Here is a 14,615-nt window from a genome sequence, read left to right as displayed (position 1 = left end):
CGGAGATGAGAGAGTGTCGACATGCGTTTCGCCGATCCTCATGCCTGTCCTGACTGCCGAGGTGTGATCGCCGGACAGAATCTCTGCCCGCACTGCGGTCTCGATCTGACGTCGGACGAGGTCCGGCAGCTCTGGCAGACCCTGCTGCAGGCCGATGCGCTCCTCGCGAGGGCTGTGCGTCACCGGGTCGCCCCAGCTCGGGCCACAGCCCCAGCTCCGGCCCAAGCCGCTCCAGCTCCGGCGCCAGCCGCCCCCGCGGCCGGCCCTACCCCGACGCCGCCTCAACCGGTGGCCGAGTCGTTCACCCCGCCCATGCCGGCGTTCCCGATCCCGCCGCCCGCGCAGCCCACCGCCAAGGCTCCGAAGGACCGGTCCTGGTCGGTCGGCACGATCCTGCTCGTGCTCGGCGCGTTCGGTCTTGTCGTGGCAGGACTGATCTTCGTGACCCGCTCGTGGGATGACCTCGGTCTGACCGGTCGAACCCTGATCCTTCTCGGCGTCACCGTGACGATCGGAGCACTCGGCGTCTGGGTCACCCGCCGGCCGCTGCGGGCGTCCGCGGAAGCCGTGTGGTCGGTGTTCCTGGCCTTGCTGACGCTGGACTTCTTCGCGGCTCACCACGAAGACCTGATCGGGCTGCGCTCGCTGGACTATCCGGGCGCGTACCTCGTCTGGGGACTGATCCTCCTCGCGGTGAGCGTCGCGATCGCCATGTGGGGCAGACCGCACCTCAAGGCGGTCCTGGTGGCACCGGCGGTCGCCGGGGGAGTCGGGATCGCGATGGGCGGTGTCGGTGCGGGCGCGATTCCCGGAGACGTCGACTTTGCGTGGCGTGCCTTCATCGCTCTGGTCGTGTCAGGGCTCATGGCGCTTGCGACCCGGCCGGCCGCACTGGCTCCGATGACACTGGTCGCCCGCATCGTGTTCGCGGGATTCTTCGTGGCCGCCTATGCATCGGCCGTCGTCGAGGTCGTGGCCAATCCCGAGTTGTCACAACTGGTCGGGGACGGTCACGGCATCGCGATGGTGCTGATGTCGATCGCATCGGTCGTAGTTGCCTGGCTCGTTCCGGTCGTCAGGATCCCGCTGACGGCCCTCGGCATTGCCGGGGCCTCGCTGTTGGCCATCGCGCCGGTCACGGCGGGTGGGACGACGGGGGGAGCGTGGAGCAGCGTCGCTGTCCTCGCCGCTGTCCTCGCGGCACTTGGAAGCAACGGACGCAGCGACTGGATGCGAGGCGTGCGGGTCGGCGCCCTACCGGCCATCGTGGGTCTGGTCGTCGTCGCGCTGGAGCTGTTCTCCGACGTGCTGGAGACTGCGGGACGGGTGCTCGACAATCCGTGGTCGTCGTCGTGGCACAGCCGACTCGATGCACCGGACGTGGTCGATCGTGCCGTCTGGGCGGTGCTCATCGTCGCCGTCGCGCTCGTGGTCACGGCCTGGTTCGTGAGTCGCTGGCCCGAGTTGCTGCCGGCGCGATCCCACACGCCGCTGTTGCTGTCGGCTGCCGTGGCACTTGGCGCGGCCGACATCGTGATCGCTTCGAAGGCACCGGTGTGGGGCGCGTCCTCGGTGCTGTTGGCCCTGGCGGTAGCGGGCCTTGTACTGCACGTGCGGAAGATCGAGACGAGTATCGGACCGGTCGTGCTGCTCGTGATCGTCATGGCGTCCGCTCTGGCTGCGGCTTCGGCCGGTGTCTCGGCCGTGACTTGGCTTGTCGGCGCACTGATCCTCGCAGGCTATGCGTACGTCGACGGCGTTGCGTGGCTACGTCAGACCTGTGCCGTGGGCGCCGTGGTGCTCGTGACGATCGCTGTCATGGCGGCCGTGGAGCTGGTCGGTGCCCGTGATGCCGCGACGGTCCTGGCGGTGCTGATCACGGCACTGGTCCTGCTCGCGGCGGCAGGTCTGCTGTTGTCCGGTCATATCGTCCGTGAGGCCGTCGAAGTGACGGCCGGGGTGGCGGTGTGTATCGCCTTGGTGACGTCTGGATCGAGCGGGGAGCTCGCAGTGCGGTGGACGTTGGCGGGTGTCGCTCTGATCGCGGTGAGCTTCGGCGCGCGGGATCGTCGCTGGTACGTCTGGCCCGGACTCTCGGCACTCGTGGTGGCGTACATCCTGCTGATCGTCGACAGCGGCTTCTCGTTCGTGGAGGCCTACACCTTGCCGTTGGGAGCGTTGGCTCTCGGAGCGGGGCTGTACTGGGTGGGTCGCATGCCGCAGACGTCGTCGTGGGTGCTCCTGGGGCCTGGCCTCGCGATCGCCTTGCTGCCGAGCGTCCCGCAGGCATTGGCCGAGCCGACCGAACTGCGGTCGCTGTTGCTGGGCGTGGGTGCGTTCGTCGTCCTGGCGGTGGGCGTCCGACTGCGGTGGCAGGCCGCGTTCGTGTCCGGGGCCGTGATCCTGGCGTTGTTGGTGCTGTTCAACATCGGGCCGTACGCCAATGCGGCGCCGCGAGTGGTCGTGATCGCGGTTGGCAGCGCGATCCTGCTCGGCATCGGGATCACTTGGGAGGACCGGGTCCGCGACGGACGCAAGGTCGTGGCGTACGTCCGTTCGATGCGCTGATCGGGGCAGCTTCCGGCGTCGGTCGACACAGGCTGCATGGCGGAGGTGCACAGTACTTCGGCATCATGTATCTTGATATCAAGACATATTCCGCACTGAGCCACCACGACCCGCGGTTAGGTGAGCCTGACCGACTATCGCCCATCGGCGGTAGGCAGGATGGACACGACCGCGCGAAGGAGAATGACGATGGCCGTCGACAGCTTCAATTCCAAGGATTCCCTCTCAGTCGGGGACGCGTCCTACGACTACTACCGACTCGGAGCGGTGACGGGCGAAGGACTAGACGTCGCGTCGCTTCCGTTCAGCCTCAAGGTGCTCCTCGAGTCGCTTCTGCGCACCGAAGACGGTGCTGACATCACCAAGGCCGACATCGAGGCCCTGGCCGGCTGGGACGCTCAAGCCGAGCCCAGCAAGGAGATCCAGTTCACGCCTGCCCGCGTGATCATGCAGGACTTCACCGGCGTCCCGTGCGTCGTCGACCTCGCCACGATGCGAGAGGCCATGGCCGACCTCGGTGGCGACGCGACCAAGATCAACCCGCTCGCGCCCGCCGAGATGGTCATCGACCACTCGGTCATCGCCGACGTCTTCGGCACCCCCGAGGCGTTCGAGCGCAACGTCGAGATCGAGTACGAGCGCAACCGCGAGCGCTACCAGTTCCTGCGCTGGGGACAAGGCGCGTTCGACGACTTCAAGGTCGTCCCGCCCGGAACCGGCATCGTGCACCAGGTCAACATCGAGAAGCTCGCCCGCGTCGTCTTCGACAAGAACGGCACGGTCTACCCCGACTCCTGTGTCGGCACCGACTCGCACACCACGATGGTCAACGGCCTGGGCGTCGTCGGCTGGGGCGTCGGTGGCATCGAGGCCGAGGCTGCGATGCTCGGCCAGCCGATCAGCATGCTGATCCCGCGCGTCGTCGGCTTCAAGCTGTCCGGTGAGCTGCCCCAGGGCGCTACGGCGACCGACCTCGTGCTCGTCATCACCGAGAAGCTGCGCCAGCACGGCGTCGTCGGCAAGTTCGTCGAGTTCTACGGCTCGGGCGTCTCGGCCGTCCCGCTGGCCAACCGCGCCACGATCGGCAACATGAGCCCCGAGTACGGCTCGACCATCGCGGTCTTCCCGATCGACGACGAGACGACCAAGTACCTGCGTCTGACGGGTCGTACCGAAGAAGAGATCGCTCTCGTCGAGGCCTACGCCAAGGCCCAGGGCCTGTGGCACGACGCCGACAACGAGCCGCGCTTCTCCGAGTACCTCGAGCTCGATCTCGGCGACGTCGTCCCCTCGATCGCCGGACCGAAGCGTCCTCAGGACCGCGTCTCGCTGGTCGACTCGGTCTCGTCGTTCAAGACCGCCCTGGCCGACTACGCCGGATCGTCCGATGCGAGCAACAAGCAGACCGTCACGCTCGACGACGGCACGTCGTACGAGATCGACCACGGTGCTGTCACGATTGCCGCGATCACGTCGTGCACCAACACGTCGAACCCGTCGGTCATGATCGGCGCCGGTCTGCTGGCCAAGAAGGCTGTCGAGAAGGGCCTGCAGCGCAAGCCGTGGGTCAAGACGACGCTGGCTCCGGGCTCGAAGGTCGTCACCGACTACTACGAGAAGTCGGGCCTGAACGTCTACCTCGACAAGCTCGGCTTCAACCTGGTCGGCTACGGCTGCACGACGTGCATCGGCAACTCCGGTCCGTTGATCCCCGAGGTCAGCAAGGCTGTCAACGACGGCGACCTCGCTGTCACGGCAGTGCTGTCGGGCAACCGTAACTTCGAGGGACGCATCAACCCCGACATCAAGATGAACTACCTGGCGTCGCCGCCGCTGGTCATCGCGTACGCGCTGGCCGGCTCGATGGACGTCGACCTGTACACGGACCCGCTGGGTCAGGACGCCGACGGCAACGACGTCTTCATGAAGGACATCTGGCCGACGCCGCAGGAGATCGAGGACGTCATCGCGACCTCGATCGACGCCGACACGTTCAGCCGTGAGTACGCCGACGTCTTCGCCGGTGACGAGCGCTGGCAGAACCTGCCGACGCCCGACGGCGACGTGTTCGAGTGGGACGAGAGCTCGACCTACGTCCGCAAGGCGCCGTACTTCGACGGCATGCAGCGCGAGCCCTCGCCGGTCACCGAGGTCACGGGAGCCCGCGTGCTCCTCAAGCTGGGGGATTCAGTGACTACGGACCACATCAGCCCCGCCGGTGCGATCAAGAAGGACAGCCCGGCCGGCAAATACCTGTCGGAGCACGGCATCGAGGCCCGCGACTTCAACTCCTACGGTTCGCGTCGTGGCAACCACGAGATCATGATTCGTGGAACGTTCGCCAACATCCGTCTGCGCAACCAGATGGCTCCGGGCACCGAGGGTGGTTTCACCCGCGACCTGCTGGATCCCGAGACTCCGGTCACGACGATCTTCGAGGCATCCGAGAAGTACATCGAAGCAGGCGTCCCGCTCGTCGTCCTGACGGGCAAGGAGTACGGCTCGGGCTCGTCGCGTGACTGGGCGGCCAAGGGCACCGCGCTGCTGGGTGTCAAGGTTGTCATCGCCGAGTCGTACGAGCGCATCCACCGCTCGAACCTGATCGGCATGGGCGTTCTCCCGCTGCAGTATCCGGCGGGCGAGAACGTCGAGTCGCTCGGGCTGACGGGTGAGGAGACGTTCGACTTCTCGGGCATCACCGAACTCAACGAGGGTCGTACGCCCAAAACGGTCCACGTCAAGGCCACCGCGGCTGACGGCACCGTTACCGAGTTCGATGCGGTCGTCCGCATCGACACTCCGGGTGAGGCCAACTACTACCGCAACGGCGGCATCATGCCGTACGTGCTGCGCAGCCTGCTCGACTGAGTCTGCCCACTCCCGAAAGGGTCGTCCTGCTTCGGCAGGGCGGCCCTTTCGGCGTTCTGACCCGCAGCCGGAAAGTTTCGTGCCGTAATCGCAACCGAATTTGTTGCCTCAAACGCTGGACGTGACCCGGATCACGCTATACGTTGTCTCAAACAACAATTGCGTGCCGGTGTCAATCAGATGTCCATCGTGTGGCGCACTTACTGGAGAAATTGGAGGCGGTCTGTGTGAAGCGGACACACAAACTCATACTCGCCACGGTCATGAGTGCCACATTTGCACTCAGTGCGTGCGGCGGCAGCGACAGTGCTGGTGACGACGGTGACAAGGGTGACAGCGGCAACAAGACGGACGGCAAGATCGGCGTCATTCTTCCTGACACGAAGTCGTCGGTGCGGTGGGAGAGCGCCGACAAGCCGGCGCTCGAGGCAGCCTTCAAGGCGGCCGGCGTCAAGTACGACGTCCAGAACGCCGAGGGTGACGCCGACAAGATGGCGACCATCGCCGACAGCATGATCACCAGCGGCGTTACGGTCCTCGCGATCGTCAACCTCGACTCGGACTCAGGTGCGGCCATCGAGGCCAAGGCGGCCAAGCAAGGCGTCAAGACGATCGACTACGACCGCCTGACTCTGGGTGGTTCGGCCGACGTCTACATCTCGTACGACAACAGCAAGGTCGGTGCGCTTCAAGGTGAGGGCCTGGCCAAGTGCGTCGGCGACAAGGACGCCAACTTGATCTTCCTCAACGGCTCGCCGACCGACAACAACGCGACGCTCTTCTCGCAGGGTGCGCACAGCGTCCTCGACAAGATCCCGACGTACAAGAATGTCGCTGAGCAGGCCGTTCCCGACTGGGACAATGACAAGGCCGTCACGATCTTCGAGCAGCTGTACACCAGGGTCGACGGCAAGGTTGACGGTGTCTACGCGGCCAATGACGGTCTCGCGGGCGGTGTCATCTCGATCCTGAAGAAGAACGGCCAGAACGGCAAGGTTCCCGTCACAGGCCAGGACGCGTCGATCGAGGGCCTGCAGAACATCCTCACGGGTGACCAGTGCATGACGATCCAGAAGTCGGCCACGGGCCAGGCGAAGGCACTCGCCGAGGCTGCGATCGCTATGGTCAAGGGCGAGAAGCCGGCCACGACCGGTACGGTCAAGGACGACACGGGCAACCGTGAGGTCCCGTCGATCCTTCTCGACCCGGTCTCGATCGACAAGAGCAACGTCCAGGCAGTCGTCGACGCCGGAGACCTGAAGGCCTCCGACATCTGCACGGCGAAGTTTGCCGACCTTTGCACCGAAAACGGCGTGGGCTGATCCTCCGGGTGTGGCTCTCCGGGATGATCTCGGAGAGCCACACCCATCGCTGCCCGTAGCACCTCACCATCTCGGAACCAGCACTTCGGAAGGCTCACCATGAGCGACACGACACCACTCCTGCAGCTTCGGGGAGTCAACAAAAGCTTCGGCGTCGTCCACGTCCTGCATGACGTCGACCTCGCCATCTATCCCGGCCAGGTAACCGCCCTCGTGGGCGACAACGGCGCCGGCAAGTCGACGCTCGTCAAGACTGTCGCCGGCATCTACCCGGCCGACTCCGGCGAATACCTCTTCGAGGGACAGCCGGTTGCGATTCACGGTCCGAAGGACGCCGGTGCGCTCGGCATCGAGGTTGTCTACCAGGATCTAGCGCTGTGCGAGAACCTCGACATCGTCGAGAACATGTTCCTCGGCCGCGAGAAGACCCACGGCATCATCCTCGACGAGACCACGATGGAGTCGAAAGCCAGGGAGGCACTCGCCTCGCTCTCGGTCCGCACCGTGAAATCGGTGCGGCAGAGCGTCTCGAGCCTGTCGGGCGGTCAGCGCCAGACCGTGGCCATCGCCAAGTCAGTGCTGTGGAACTCCAAGGTCGTCCTGCTCGACGAGCCGACGGCCGCCCTCGGTGTCGCGCAGACGCGTCAGGTGCTCGACCTTGTGCGCCGTCTTGCCGACTCCGGCGTAGGCGTCTTGCTGATTTCGCACAACCTCACGGACGTGTTCGAGGTCGCCGACCGCATCACGGCGCTGTACCTTGGCCGGGTCGCGGCCGATGTCGCGACCAAGGACGTCACGTCACGCCAGGTCGTGGAGCTCATCACGACCGGTTCCTCATCCGACCTCGGTGCCTCGGCGCCGACCGCCACGGCCTGATCCGGGAGATATCCATGACTGACATCATCAGTGACGCGGAGCAGGCTGGCTTTGCGTCCGACCTCACGCAGTCCACCACCTTGGGCGACTCCGTCAAGGCGTACGTCCAGCGTGTGCGCGGTGGCGACATGGGCGCCCTGCCGTCGATCCTGGGGCTGGTCGTGCTGTTCATCGTCTTCGGCATCGCGAACGACCGATTCCTGTCAAATCTCAACATGGCCAACCTGGCTACCCAGGCAGGCTCGATCATCATCCTCGCGATGGGGCTCGTACCGGTCCTGCTGTTGGGTGACATCGACCTTTCGGCAGGTGTCGCCGGGGGTGTGTCGGCCTGCGTCATGGGCTTGCTGGTCGTCAAGCACGACCAGCCGTGGGGCGTAGCGGTGCTGGCCGCTCTCGTGACGGGCGCCGTCATCGGAGTCGTCATCGGCATCCTGGTGGCGAAAATCGGCATCCCGTCGTTTGTCGTGACGCTGGCATTCTTCTTAGGCCTGCAGGGCGTGACTCTCAAGCTCATCGGTGAGGGCGGCTCGGTCCGTATCAGCCAGGAAGTCATCAGCGGCATCGCCAACAGCAATATGAGCGTGTTGGCCGGCTGGGTCTCGGCCGTAGTCATCATCGTCGGCTACGCGGCGCTCAGCCTGCTGCGTCATCGCCGCAAGGTCTCACAGGGTCTGCAGCACCAGCCCTTCGCGGTGGTCGTGGCGCAGATCATCGCGATCGGCGTCGTGCTGCTGATCGTGACGTACATCCTGAACCAGAACCGCAGCGTCAACGTGAACTTCCCGATCAAGGGGATCCCCTACGTCATCCCGATGGTCATCGTGCTGCTGATCATCTGGACTTTCGCCCTCGGACGCACCACGTGGGGGCGTCACGTGTACGCCGTCGGCGGCAATGCGGAGGCAGCTCGTCGTGCCGGCATCAACGTCGACCGCATTCGCGTCTCGGTCTTCATGATGTGCTCGAGCATGGCGGCCCTCAGCGGCATCGTCGTGGCGTCGCGTCTCGGCAAGGTGTCGACTGACTCAGGTGGCGGAAACGTGCTGCTGTACGCCGTCGGCGCGGCGGTCATCGGCGGCACGAGCCTCTTCGGTGGCAAGGGCAAGGCCAGCGACGCGGTTGTCGGTGGCCTCGTGATCGCCACGATCGCCAACGGTCTCGGCCTTCTTGCGCAGGCATCGTGGATCAACTTCGTCGTGACCGGTGGTGTGCTGCTGCTCGCCGCCAGCGTCGATGCGATCTCGCGCAGGCGTCGCTCCACGTCGGGCCTGTAGAGATGGCCACTGCCAGACGGGTCGGGGTGGGGACCAACCAGGAGGATGTTCGTCGGCACAATCTCGGCACCGTCCTGGGCCATGTGCATCGTGCGGGTCGTATCTCGCGGGCCGAACTCACTGCGGTGATGGGACTCAACCGCAGCACGATCGCTGGGCTGGTGACCGAGCTGGAAACGCTCGGACTGGCCGAACAGGCCAAGCCCTCCGGTGCCCGGGTGAGCGCGGGACGTCCGTCCGTCGACGTCATGGTGCGCACAGGGGCCTATGTCCTGGCCGCTGATGTGCGGGTCGACGGTCTGACCGTCGCGCGGATCGGGCTGGGCGGTGTCGTGCAGTCCCGGGCGACCGGCCCGGTGCCGGCCGGACGCGCTCCTGAGGCGATCGCGGCTTCGGTCGTCGATCTCATGCGAATCGTGGTCAAGGACGTCGAGCCCGGTGCGGCGCTGGTCGGCGTAGGCGTCGGCGTCCCGGGTATCGTCCGGGCGTCCGACGGGCATGTGCGACTTGCGCCCAACCTGGGCTGGCACGATGTGCCGTTCGCGCAGATCCTCGCCGACCGTCTCGGCGATCTCGGCATGCCGGTATTGGGCAATGACGCCGATCTCGGCGCGCTGTCAGAACACCTGCGTGGGGCCGGTGTGGGGGTCGAGGATCTGGTGTACCTGTCGGGTGAGGTCGGCGTGGGCGCCGGAGTCATCGTCAGCGGGCACAAACTCGAAGGCGCCGGTGGCTACGCCGGCGAGATCGGTCACATGCCGTTCATCCCCGAGGGCAAGCCGTGCCACTGCGGGGCGCGGGGTTGTTGGGAGACCGAGATCGGTGCCGAGTCGATCGCGCTGGCGATCGGTTGTCCGCCTGAACGCGTCGGCGCGCTGGGGGAGTACCTCGAAGCGCTGCGGGACGCCCCTGACGATCTGCGGATCGTCGGACGGCACTTGGGACGTGGGCTCGCGGGCATGGTCAACATGCTGAATCCGCGGGTCATCGTGCTCGGCGGATATCTGAGGTCGCTGTTTCCCCTGGTGCATGACGACATCGACAAGGAACTCGCGTCGTACGCTTTGGCGGCGCCGCGCGATCTCGTCCGGGTGACCCTGCCAGGACTGGGCGGCGACTCGGTCCTGCACGGCGCGGCCGAGTTGGCGTTCGAACCGCTGCTGGCCGATCCTGTGGGACGTCTGGCCACGGCGTGCCCCGATGCGGAGGCGGCCCTGGCAGGTTGATCTGATGCCCGAGCGTGTCTCGCTCTACGGCAAGTGGTGCCAAACGTCGGTGGAGAAGCGTCGGTGACCGCCACAATGGGTCTTGCCCGCCAGATCGAGTCGTGTGACAGGACCAACTTCGTGAACAAGATCGATCGGTACGTCCTGACAATTTTCATGCTTATTGTCGTGCCGGTGCCGGTCAACATCTTGACCGAGTCGTTGCGGCCCGAGTACCGATGGATCACGTTCGTGGCGGTGTCCTCAGTGGTCATGAGCGTGCTGTTGACCTGGCCCGGTGGCTTCTTGTCGCGCGACAGGCACGGCCGGTCGAGGTTCGGCAAGTACCTCTCGTTCGCGATGTTCATCGCCTATCTGCTGATCGGTGTGCGGATCGGGGTGAGCGAACAGGGGGCGGGCGTCTCGCACCTGTGTCTGGTGTTGTTGTGGGCTTCGGTGGCGGTGCTGGTGGTCAATTCGCTTGAGGAGACTCGCCGGTTCGGTGAGGTAGCCGTGGGACTGGCGGCCCTTCTCATCGGTGCGGGATATCTGATCGACCTCGCGCGGTGCATCAGTGACGCCCCACAGGAGACGCCTTTCCTACTGGTCGCGCTGCCTGTGCTGTTCCTGGCGATCGCGTGGCTCATGTATGCCGGCGCATTCGTCAAGGGATACTTCTCGCTCATCGGTCTGGGCCTGATCGCGATGGGCCTGTGTGACCTCACAGTTCAGGCGCGAGCCTTCTCGGACGGTGATGAGTTGCTTGCGCTGGCGCGCCTCATCAAAGGGGTCTCGTTCGTTCTCGCGGGCTATGCCTGGCTGGGCTGGTCGAAGAGGGCTGGTGCGGGCGCCTTGCTGTTGTTCGGTGCTGGCTGGGCGTTGGAATCTGCCGAGAAGGTCATGGACGGTCACACTGTCGCGGCGGCAGGTGATGCGAGCCTGGCGCTGACGTTCTGGCTGCTGGCGATCCTGGTGGCCAGGCCTGAAAGCCTCGGAGGTCCATCAAGACGTTGGGTCTGGCTGCGGATAACCGCATTCTTCGGTGCACTGTGCCCGACGTTGTGGGGTGTCGCTGACCTGCTGACCGGCTACTCCCTGCTGGGAATCAGCTACCTGCTGTTGGGCGTCGGCATGATGGTCATGCTGATCAACTTCGACATCAAGATGCTGTCGGCAAGCCGGATGTTCACATTCTGGTTCTCGACCGGCGATAAACGTCCCGAACAGTAGTTATTGCCCCGGACCGCGCCGGTGTCAGGCGTCGATGATCTGTTGCATCGCGGGAGCCAGCAACCGGACGACCTCGGCTGCGGGCGCGTCGGCCACCGGGCCGATGCGGGTGACGTATCGCGCGGTGGCCATGCCGATGAGCTGGCTGGCGATCAGCGAAGCCCGTAGCTCGCGGTCGGCGCCGATCAGCACGTCATTCAAAGCCGACAGCAGTACGTCACGCGCGAGCTGCAACATCGGCGCTTGAGCGTCGGTTGATTCAAGCGTCGTGCGCAGCAAGGTACTGAAGACATCGCGATGAGGGTCCCAGGCGTCCAGGAACGTCGTGAGCAGGCGTTCGGCCAGGAGGTCTGGTCCGTGGGCGACGACAGAAGCGATCTTCTCGACGGGATCCACCGGCAGCTCCATCGTCGCCACCAGGAGGGAGGACTTGCCGCCGAAATAGTGACTGATCAGGCTGACGTCGACGCCCGCTTCTGCGGCGATGGCCCGCAATGACGTGCCTCGGTAGCCCTTGGCCGCGAAGTGTCGGCGGGCGACGTCCTGGATCGCGGATCGCCGATCGCTCGTGTCGTCGGACCGGGGTCGTCCCCGTGTTCGCGGTGGGACGGTCATGCGGTGCGGCGGCGGAGCGTCAGGGCGGCCAGACCCAGGGCTATCGCGCACGATCCGACGACCACGGCGAAGTCGGTTGCGACGGAGGAGGCGAATCCGTCTGACCGAGCCAGCGTGTTGAAGGCGTCGGCTGCGTAGCTGAGTGGGAGGACGTCGGATATCCAGCGGAGCACGTCCGGCATCGTGTCACGCGGCGCGAGCAGGCCGCACAGCAGGATCTGCGGCACCACGACAAGCGGCATGAACTGAACGGCCTGGAATTCGGTCCGTGCGAAGGCCGACATCAACAGGCCCAAGGCGGTGCCGAGAACTCCGTCGGCGATGGCCAGCAGGATGATCGCCCACAGGGATCCGGCATCGAGGCCGAGCAGCCAGATCGCCACGGCGGCGCCGACAACGGCCTGGACCAGGGCCGCGGCCCCGAACGCGAGCGCGTATCCCGCGATGAGTTCGCCACGCCGCAGCGGGGTGGTCAGCAGGCGCTCGAGTGTCCCGGACGTTCGCTCTCGCACCATCGTCACCGACGTCACCAGGAACATGACGATGAACGGGAACAGGCCGAGCATCTGCGGTCCGACCTTGTCGAAGACCCCGGGCTGTCCGTCGAAGACGTAGCGGAACACCACGAGAAGCATCGACGGCATCAGGATGACGAGTGCGACGCTGCGACGGTCGTGCTTCAGCTGTTGAAGCACTCGATAGGAAGTGGCGAGCGTGCGATTCACGTCGAACTCCTTTCCGCCAGCACGAGGAAGGCCTGCTCGAGGTCGCCCGTGCCTGCGTCATCGCGCAAACCGTCGGGGGAGGCGTCGGCGATCAGTGCGCCTTCTCGGAGAAGCAGCACCCGATCACAGCGGCCGGCTTCGTCCATCACGTGGCTTGAGACGACCAGGGTGCGTCCTGCCGCTGCGAGGCTGTCGAAGAGCTGCCACAGGTCTCGGCGCAGGACTGGATCGAGGCCGACAGTCGGTTCGTCCAGAAGATAGACATCGGGCTCGCTGATCAGAGCGGCCGCGAGTGAGACTCGAGTGCGCTGGCCCCCTGACAGGTTGCCGGTGAGGTCGTCGCCGTGGCGGCGGAGACTCACACTGTCGAGGGCGTTTTCGACGCTGGCCGCGCGGGCGCCCGCTAGTGCGGCGAAGTAGGCGAGATTCTGCCGGACGGTCAGATCGGGGTAGACAGAACTGGCCTGGGTCACGTAGCCGACGCGTTCGTGGTTGGCGGGGGAGCCTGCCGGTTCGCCCAGCACCTCGACCGATCCCTCAGCCACGATCTGGGTGCCGACGACGGCTCGGATCAGCGTGGATTTACCGCAGCCGCTGGGGCCGAGCAGGCCTGTGATGGTGCCGGCCTGGATCGTGAGGCTCAGACCAGGGATTACTCGGCGGCCTCCACGAATCACGACCAGGTCGCGTATGTCGATCGAAGTATTCAACATCTGTTGAATATAGATCCGGATGTGTGACCTCGTCAATCATTCGCGACCAGCTGGAACGCTGCCCGGCCGAATCGCATCCCGTTGATCTGCAGTTCGATGGCGTGCTCGCCGAGGTGGAATGCCCGGGTAGTGCGGGCGTGGAACGAGTAGGACACCGCAAGGTCCACAGTTTCACCCGGTGCGAGTGACTTGATCCCGATCTTGAAGACCTTGGGCCGCGCCTCGCCGCGAGCTTTTTGAAAATGCAGCACGTAGTCGACGGCCGCGCGTGCTGGTCGCGCGCCGGTGTTGGTCACCTTCGCCGTGAAGTGGACGGCAGAGCCGAGATCGACAGTTGTCTCGTCGATGGTGGGGCCGTCGACGGCGAACTCTGCCCCGCTGAAACCCATCACTTCTAGAGCCTGCGGGTGCCCCTTCTTCACCAGGCTCCGCATCGCGTGGCGGGCCACCCGGGGCGTGTTGTCGTCGGATGCGGTGAGCCAGTCGGTAGCGATCTGGGCGGCGATATCCGGGTCGTCACGGCTCAGGTCGTTGACGTGATTGGCGACGGACCGCCGGACGTACTCGGACTCGTCGCGATACAGCGAGTCGACGATTGAACGGGTGAGCCCTGGTCGCTTGACCAGTGTGGGGACGCCCTTCGCCCAGGGCAGGTGGGATCGGGTGCCCTCGCTGGCCAGCCGACGTACGTGCTCGTCGGGGTGCTGTGTCCATGTCTCGGCGACGCTGAGGGCGCGTTCGAGTCGGGCCTCAAGCATCGCGCGGATCGCAAACTCACCGGTGAAGCGTGTGGTGAGCAGCGACAGCACGGTCATTGCGTCGTCGAAGTCGTCGTCACGTCCACCCGAGATGGCCCGATCGACCAGTGCCTCGGAGACCGGCCAAAGCATCCAGCCGCCGAAGCTCGGATCGTCGTAGGCGTTGCGGATCAGCTTCGCGGTGTCGGTGTATGTCTGTGGGAGGTCTACGAGCAAGGCTTCGCGGGTGATGTCGACGCGCTGGCGCAGCTTGTTGCCGTCCACGGCGTTCGCCGAGGCCAGAAGAGTTGTCGACTTGAGCCCGGCGTGTGACAACAAGTCGGACAGCTGCGTCACAACAGCTTTGTCGATCAGTTCATCCATGGCGCCCATGGCGGGGCCTCCCAGTCGGGTTGTTTGCAGGTGTACGAGTCTGCTTGGCGGTGTATCGCGGTCTGCTAGTGGGCTGTGGATAAAGC

11 protein-coding genes are annotated in these 14,615 nt (G+C 65.4%); 7 read left to right on the top strand and 4 right to left on the bottom strand.

Annotation, left to right across the window (positions count from 1 at the left end; genetic code table 11):
* Nucleotides 1-21: 21 nt before the first annotated feature.
* The 7 genes from ACXJKC_RS07700 to ACXJKC_RS07670 all read left to right on the top strand — a co-directional run bounded on the left by ACXJKC_RS07700 (nucleotide 22) and on the right by ACXJKC_RS07670 (nucleotide 11,346).
* Complete coding sequence (locus tag ACXJKC_RS07700; RefSeq protein WP_456696104.1) at nucleotides 22-2,568, top strand: SCO7613 C-terminal domain-containing membrane protein; 2,547 nt, start codon at nucleotides 22-24, stop codon at nucleotides 2,566-2,568.
* A gap of 189 nt (nucleotides 2,569-2,757) precedes the next feature.
* Nucleotides 2,758-5,436 (top strand): aconitate hydratase AcnA, encoded by a 2,679-nt coding sequence (gene acnA, locus ACXJKC_RS07695; RefSeq protein WP_456696103.1) that lies wholly within the window; start codon nucleotides 2,758-2,760, stop codon nucleotides 5,434-5,436.
* Between the two features lie 263 nt (nucleotides 5,437-5,699).
* On the top strand, nucleotides 5,700-6,758 hold the full coding sequence (locus tag ACXJKC_RS07690) for a sugar ABC transporter substrate-binding protein (protein ID WP_456696102.1): 1,059 nt from the start codon (nucleotides 5,700-5,702) through the stop codon (nucleotides 6,756-6,758).
* Between the two features lie 99 nt (nucleotides 6,759-6,857).
* Nucleotides 6,858-7,634, top strand: coding sequence for an ATP-binding cassette domain-containing protein (locus ACXJKC_RS07685; protein WP_456696101.1), 777 nt, complete (start codon nucleotides 6,858-6,860; stop codon nucleotides 7,632-7,634).
* A 14-nt stretch (nucleotides 7,635-7,648) separates the two neighbouring features.
* Complete coding sequence (locus ACXJKC_RS07680; RefSeq protein WP_456696100.1) at nucleotides 7,649-8,911, top strand: sugar ABC transporter permease; 1,263 nt, start codon at nucleotides 7,649-7,651, stop codon at nucleotides 8,909-8,911.
* Nucleotides 8,912-8,913: 2 nt separating this feature from the next.
* On the top strand, nucleotides 8,914-10,137 hold the full coding sequence (locus ACXJKC_RS07675) for an ROK family transcriptional regulator (RefSeq protein ID WP_456696099.1): 1,224 nt from the start codon (nucleotides 8,914-8,916) through the stop codon (nucleotides 10,135-10,137).
* A 63-nt stretch (nucleotides 10,138-10,200) separates the two neighbouring features.
* Nucleotides 10,201-11,346, top strand: a complete 1,146-nt coding sequence (locus ACXJKC_RS07670) for a hypothetical protein (protein ID WP_456696098.1) — start codon at nucleotides 10,201-10,203, stop codon at nucleotides 11,344-11,346.
* Nucleotides 11,347-11,370: 24 nt separating this feature from the next.
* Here the strand turns inward: ACXJKC_RS07670 and ACXJKC_RS07665 are convergent, their stop codons facing one another.
* From ACXJKC_RS07665 to ACXJKC_RS07650, 4 genes are read right to left on the bottom strand one after another with little or no spacing between them, the layout of a single operon-like run.
* Complete coding sequence (locus ACXJKC_RS07665; protein WP_456696097.1) at nucleotides 11,371-11,961, bottom strand: TetR/AcrR family transcriptional regulator; 591 nt, start codon at nucleotides 11,959-11,961, stop codon at nucleotides 11,371-11,373.
* Nucleotides 11,958-12,686, bottom strand: coding sequence for an ABC transporter permease (locus ACXJKC_RS07660; RefSeq protein ID WP_456696096.1), 729 nt, complete (start codon nucleotides 12,684-12,686; stop codon nucleotides 11,958-11,960). The genes ACXJKC_RS07665 and ACXJKC_RS07660 overlap by 4 nt, the downstream gene beginning before the upstream one ends.
* A complete protein-coding gene (locus tag ACXJKC_RS07655; RefSeq protein WP_456696095.1) occupies nucleotides 12,683-13,399 on the bottom strand; it encodes an ABC transporter ATP-binding protein in 717 nt (238 codons plus the stop codon). Before ACXJKC_RS07655 ends, ACXJKC_RS07660 begins: the two co-directional genes overlap by 4 nt.
* Before the next feature lie 32 nt (nucleotides 13,400-13,431).
* The gene (locus ACXJKC_RS07650; protein WP_456696094.1) at nucleotides 13,432-14,529 is read right to left on the bottom strand and encodes a DNA alkylation repair protein; all 1,098 of its coding nucleotides are present in this window, start codon (nucleotides 14,527-14,529) and stop codon (nucleotides 13,432-13,434) included.
* Between the last annotated feature and the right edge of the window lie 86 nt (nucleotides 14,530-14,615).

The organism is Aeromicrobium sp. P5_D10 (assembly GCF_054049535.1).
Note: the sequence above shows the minus strand (reverse complement) of the source record. Positions and strands in the feature narration are given on the sequence as shown.